This is a genomic window from Actinomyces urogenitalis DSM 15434 (assembly GCF_000159035.1).
Classification (GTDB): Bacteria; Actinomycetota; Actinomycetes; order Actinomycetales; family Actinomycetaceae; genus Actinomyces; species Actinomyces urogenitalis.
Genome location: NZ_DS999575.1, coordinates 129357 through 135322, shown reverse-complemented (window position 1 = coordinate 135322; position 5966 = coordinate 129357). Strand labels below are relative to the sequence as shown.

Annotated in this window: 4 protein-coding genes and 1 pseudogene; all 5 read left to right on the top strand. The window is 70.2% G+C overall.

Features of this window, described 5'->3' with window-relative positions; translation table 11 throughout:
* The first annotated feature begins 137 nt into the window (after positions 1 to 137).
* The gene (gene gnpA, locus HMPREF0058_RS06555; RefSeq protein ID WP_006548964.1) at positions 138 to 2339 is read left to right on the top strand and encodes a 1,3-beta-galactosyl-N-acetylhexosamine phosphorylase; all 2202 of its coding nucleotides are present in this window, start codon (positions 138 to 140) and stop codon (positions 2337 to 2339) included.
* 38 nt (positions 2340 to 2377) lie between these two features.
* Positions 2378 to 2701 (top strand): annotated as a pseudogene (locus HMPREF0058_RS06550) (carbohydrate ABC transporter permease); the annotation flags it as partial.
* A gap of 53 nt (positions 2702 to 2754) precedes the next feature.
* On the top strand, positions 2755 to 4191 hold the full coding sequence (locus HMPREF0058_RS06545) for a phosphohexomutase domain-containing protein (protein WP_006548962.1): 1437 nt from the start codon (positions 2755 to 2757) through the stop codon (positions 4189 to 4191).
* Positions 4192 to 4213: 22 nt separating this feature from the next.
* On the top strand, positions 4214 to 5044 hold the full coding sequence (locus tag HMPREF0058_RS06540; RefSeq protein ID WP_006548961.1) for a nucleotidyltransferase family protein: 831 nt from the start codon (positions 4214 to 4216) through the stop codon (positions 5042 to 5044).
* Positions 5041 to 5966: galactokinase family protein (locus HMPREF0058_RS06535; protein ID WP_040319746.1), on the top strand; the 926-nt coding region annotated here is incomplete at its 3' end. The genes HMPREF0058_RS06540 and HMPREF0058_RS06535, both read left to right, overlap by 4 nt.

Genomic DNA, 5966 nt, shown 5'->3' with positions numbered 1-5966 from the left:
TGGGCGTGGCCGGCTGAGGACCTCAACCGACCCAACAACCAAGCGGACACAGGCGAATTTGTCCTCCCCACTAGCGCGAGACGCGATCATGCTGTAGTTTGTTCGTAGTTCGAAATATTCAGCCCGAAGGAGTGCTGATGGCCCCTCAGGCCCTTGGACGCGACGACGCAGCCGGCGCCGGTCGCCTCACCCTCCCCATCCAGACCGGCATGGACGCCCAGGTGCGCGAGCTCATGGAGCGCCTGGGCGCGGACGCCGTGCGTAACTCGGACGGTACCGAGCTGCCCGAGCTGGTCCACGAACTGGCCGCCAAGGTCTACTCCACCTACTTCGTCGGACGTGGGGACAACGCCTGGGCTGACGCCCACCCGGACGAGGCCACGCGGATCTTCCTGTCCTCTGACCGCGTGGTCGCCACCGACGAGAGCCCGCTGGCCATTGACCTGACCGCCTCCTGGTTCGCCGAGCAGGTCCGCCCGGACGTCACCTGTGACACCGCCCGCTGGTGGCAGGCCTACGACCGTACCGTCGGTGAGCCCCTGTCCCCCGCCGCCTGGCGCCTGGAGGAGGACGGCCACACGGTCACGGTCCTGGAGCCGCAGGCCGGCCACGCCTACACGGTCAGCTACCTGGCCACCCAGACCTGGGACCCCACCCAGATGTACAACTACCTCACCAACGGCTGGGACCAAGACCCCACGCGCGTGAAGGAGAAGCCCTTCGACGTGCGGCACGAGGCCACTTGGGCGCACGTGCGCGCCCACCTCGACGGCTGGCTCCGGGACCACCCCGAGGTCGACGTCGTCCGCTTCACCACCTTCTTCTACCACTTCACCCTCGTCTACGGCCCGGACGCCAAGGAACGCTTCGTCGACTGGTTCGGCTACTCCGCCTCGGTCTCGGTGCCGGCACTGGAGGCCTTCGAGGCCGAGTACGGCTACCGGCTCACCCCCGAGGACTTCGTCGACGCCGGCTACTACAACTCCCCCTTCCGCGTTCCGACCCGCGCCTTCCGCGACTGGATCAGCTTCCAGCACCGCTTCGTCACCTCCCGCGTGCGCGAGCTGACCGACGCCGTCCACGCCGCCGGCAAGGAGGCGATGATGTTCCTGGGGGACAACTGGATCGGCACCGAGCCCTACGGCGAGCACTTCGCCGACGCCGGCCTGGACGCCGTCGTGGGCTCCGTGGGCTCGGGCGCGACCTGCCGCATGATCGCCGACATCCCCCACGTGCGCTACACCGAGGGCCGCTTCCTGCCCTACTTCTTCCCCGACGTCTTCCACCCGGATGGGGACCCGGTGGCCGAGGCCAACGAGTCCTGGCTCCAGGCACGCCGCGCGATCGTGCGCTCCCCACTGGACCGCATCGGTTACGGCGGCTACCTGTCCCTGGCGGTGGAGCACCCTGACTTCATCGACCGCGTGGAGGAGATCGTCGCGCAGTTCCGCTCGCTGCACACCTGCAGCGGCGGCCAGCGCCCGCTCGCGGCTCCCTTCAAGGTTGCCGTCATCAGCTCCTGGGGCCGCCTGCGCTCGTGGATGACCCACATGGTGGCCCACGCCCTGTGGTATCGCCAGACCTACTCCTACATCGGCGTGCTGGAGGCGTTGTCCGGCCTGCCGCTGGAGGTCAGCTTCCTGTCCTTCGACGACCTGCGCGAGGGCGTGCCCAGCGACGTCGCCGTCCTCATCAACGCCGGAGGTACAGGCACGGCCTTCTCCGGCGGGCGCGAGTGGGACGACCCGGCCCTGGTCGAGGCCGTCAACGCCTTCATCGCCCGCGGCGGCGGCTTCATCGGCGTGGGCGCCCCCTCCGATCACCCCCGCGACGGCGTCACCTTCCAGCTGGCTGACGCGCTGGGCGTGGACCGCGAGACCGGCTGGGGCCTGAGCACCAACCGGCCCCTGGAGGTCCAGCCGGACCACTTCATCACCGCAGACCTCACCGCCAGCTTCGACGACGGCGAAGGCACCCCCGACGTCGTCGTCACCGGGCACCGTACCCAGGTCCTCGACGCCGCCGACGGCCAGGTCCGCCTGGCAGCCAGCCACTTCGGGGCCGGCCGCACCGTCTACGCCACCGGCCTGCCCTACAACGCGGACAACTCCCGGTTGCTGCACCGCGCCATCTTCTGGGCTGCCGGGGCGGAGTCGGACTTCGAGCGTTGGGCCGCCGTCGACCCGCGCGTCGAGGTCGCCACCTACCCAGGAGGACAGCTCCTGGCCTTCAATAACACCCTGGAGCCGGTGACCACCCAGGTCCACACGCCCAGGGGTCCGCGCACCATCCACCTAGAGGCAGGAGGTCAGCAGTGGCTTCTCGGCGACGACGCCTGAGATCCCGCCACCCACTACCCATCGGCCGGGCCGGGCACGCCGCCCGCATCGACGGCGCCGGCGAGTTCCGCATCTTCTTCACCATGGTGCTGCCCATCCTGGCGCCGGCCATGGTGACCATCTTCCTGTTCATCTTCGTGGCGACCTGGAACAACTTCCTGCTGCCGCTGATGATGGTGACCAACAACGTCGCCCTCAAGCCCGTCACCCTGGGCCTGTACGGCATGATGTCCTACTTTGACCCGACCTACGGCGCCGTCCTCCAGGGAGCGCTGCTCGGGGTCCTGCCGCTGGTGATCCTCTTCCTCATCCTCCAGCGCTACTGGAAGGCCGGCCTGACCGCCGGCGCCGTCAAGGGCTGAGCACCACCCAGCCTCCTAGTTGCACACCCTCCCACCTGCCACAGAAGGTAGTCATGATCCACTTCGGAACCGGCGGCTGGCGAGCCGTCATCGGCGACGAGTTCACCCGCGCCAACGTCCGTCTCCTGGCTCAGGGCCTGGCCAACCGCATCCTGGCCGAGACCTCCCCCGGCGCCCGGCCCGGCCGCGTCGTCATCGGTTACGACCGACGCTTCCTCTCCGACACCGCCGCCTGGTGGGCCACCGAGGTCCTGGCAGGCAACGGCGTGCCGGTCACCGTCATCGACCGTCCCACCCCCACCCCCACCACGATGTGGACCGTGGGCAACCTGGGGGCCGCCTACGGCATGGCCGTCACCGCCTCCCACAACCCCGCCCTGTACAACGGCATCAAGGTCTTCCTGCCCGGGGGCCGTGACGCGGACCTGGAGTTCACTGAGTCCCTCACCCAGCAGGTCAACGCCCTGGGCGAGGAGGACGTCAAGGCCCTGGAGCCCCACGAGGTCCGCGGCAGCGAGCTGGTGACCATCCAGCACTCCATCAACTGGTACCTGGACGCCATCCTGGACAAGCTCGACGTCGAGACGATCCGTCACGCCCACCTCCACCTCGTCCTGGACCCCATGTTCGGCGTGGCCCAGACCAGCCTGCAGACGATCCTGCTCACGGCCCGCTGCCAGGTTGACGTCATCAACGAGCGCCATGACCCGCTCTTCGGCGGCCGCATGCCTTCGCCGGCTAAGGGGACCCTGGCGGCCCTCCAGCACGCCGTCGTCGAGCGCGGGGCGGACCTGGGCATCGCTACCGACGGCGACGCAGACCGGCTGGGGATCATCGATGACGAGGGGCACTACCTCACCCCCAACCAGGTCCTGGTCCTCCTCTACGACTACCTGCTCACCCGCAAGGGCTGGAGCGGCCCGGCGGTGCGCAATATGTCCACCACCCACCTGCTGGACCGCGTGGCCAAGGCTCACGGCCAGGTCTGCTACGAGGTGCCGGTGGGCTTTAAGTGGATCAGCGCCAAGATGGCCGAGACTGACGCCGTCATCGGCGGCGAGTCCTCGGGCGGCCTGACCGTGCGCGGCCACATCCCAGGCAAGGACGGCGTCTACGCAGGCTCCCTGCTCGTGGAGGCGGTGGCGGCCTCCGGCAAGAAGCTCTCCGAGCTCTACGCCGACCTGGTCTCCCGCTACGGCGAGCTGGTCATGGTCGAGGAGGCTTACGGCTTCACCGCCACCCGCCGCGCTGAGCTCACGGAGCAGATCTTCACCCATCACGACCTGCCGGACTTTACGGCCCTGGGTCTGCAGACCGACCACGTCAGCTGGGCCGACGGTTGCAAGGTGTACTTCAAGGGCGATGGCTGGGTGACGATCCGCTTCTCCGGCACCGAGCCCCTGCTGCGCGTCTTCGCCGAGATGCCCGACGGCGAGCTGGCGCAGCGCACGGCCGACGCCGTCGCCTCCCACTACGGGCTCGGCCAGTAGCCCCCCAACTCAGGAGATTCCCATGACTGAGGCTCACACCACCCCTGCCACGCAGGTACGCACCGCCGTCGTCCTGGCACGCGGTCTCGGCACCCGCATGCGCGCCGAGACCGGCGCCCAGGCCGCTCTCTCCCCCGCCCAGGCCGCCGCGGCCGCCAGCGGGTACAAGGCCCTCATGCCCATCGGCGAGCACCTGCTCGTCGACTACAGCCTGTCCGCCCTGGCCGACGCCGGGATCAGCCGGGTCGTGCTCGTCGTCGGCCCCGAGCACGAGGCCTTCGACGCCCACATCGCTGACCTCGCCCCCATGCGGCTGAGCATCGAGCTGGCCGTCCAGAGCGAGCCTCGAGGCACCGCCGACGCCGTCGCCTGCGCCGAGCAGGTGGTGGGTGAGGAGCCCTTCCTCATGGTCAACGGGGACAACTACTACCCGACCCACGGACTGCGGGCCCTGGCCGAGCACGAGGGCAACGCCCTGCTCGGATTCGACCGGGCCGCACTGGTGGCGGGCTCCAACATCCCGGCTGAGCGGGTGGCGGCCTTCGCCCTGGTGCGCGAGGCCGACGGGCTGCTGACCGAGATCGTGGAGAAGCCCGCCCCCGAGGTGGTCGATGCCGCCGGCGAGCACGCACTGGTGTCCATGAACGCCTTCGTCTTCACCCCCGAGATCTTCCAGGCCTGCTCCCGGATCGCCCCCTCGCCCCGCGGCGAGCTGGAGATCGTCGACGCCGTGCGGGCCCTGGCCAGCCCGGTCAGCGTCCTGCCCGTCCAGGGCGCGGTCCTGGACCTCTCGCGCCGCGAGGACGTCGCTGACGTCCAAGCGCGCCTGGCGCACGCGGAGGTGGCACTGTGAGCGCAGTCGGTACACGCGGCGCCTGGCGGGTGCCCGGCCGCATCGAGTTCCTCGGCAAGCACACCGACTACGCCGGCGGGAACGTGCTGGTCGGCGCCGTGGACCGGGGCGTGAGCGCCGTGGCCGAGCAGGTCGACGGCGCAGCGGGCTTCCTCTCAGCCACCACCACGGCCGGGGGCGAGCCCGTCAGCCTGCAGGCAGGCATGGACCACGGCCTTGCGGCCGGTCACTGGGGACGCTACCTGCAGACGGTGCTCGACCGCCTGACGGCGAACTTCGGGCCCAGCGTGCCCGCGCACCTGACCATCACCTCCGACCTACCCCCCGCCTCGGGGATGAGCTCCTCCTCTGCCCTCATCTGCGCCAGCGCCCTGGCTCTGGCCGACCTCAACGGCTGGAGCTCCACCGAGCTGTGGAGACGCAACATCCCCGACCGCCTGTCCCTGGCCGGGTACCTCGCCGGGGTCGAGGCGGGGCGCCCGTGGCGCGAGCTGCTGGGCGCCGAGGGCGTGGGCACCCAGGGTGGCTCCGAGGACCACACGGGCATGCTCTGCGGTGAGGCCGACACCCTCCTGCTGGCCCGCTTCGCCCCCATGGAGATCCGCGAGCGCGTCGCCTTCCCCGAGGACTGGGCCATCGTCGTCGGCGTCAGCGGCGTGCTGGCGGAGAAGACGGGAGCGGCCCTGGCCAACTACAACCGTGGCCCGCTCACGCTGCGCTCGGTCCTGGCCCGGTGGAATAAGTCCACCGGGCGCCAGGACGCCTTCCTGGCCTCGGCCGTGGCCTGCCTCATCGGCGAGGCCACCGGCGAGGAGGCGGCCGGGTCGCCCGAGCTGCACCGCCTGCTCGACCTGACTGAGCCGGGCTACGAGCGTGGCCGCGTGGAGCAGTTCCTCATCGAGTCCCTCGTCCTGGTACCGGC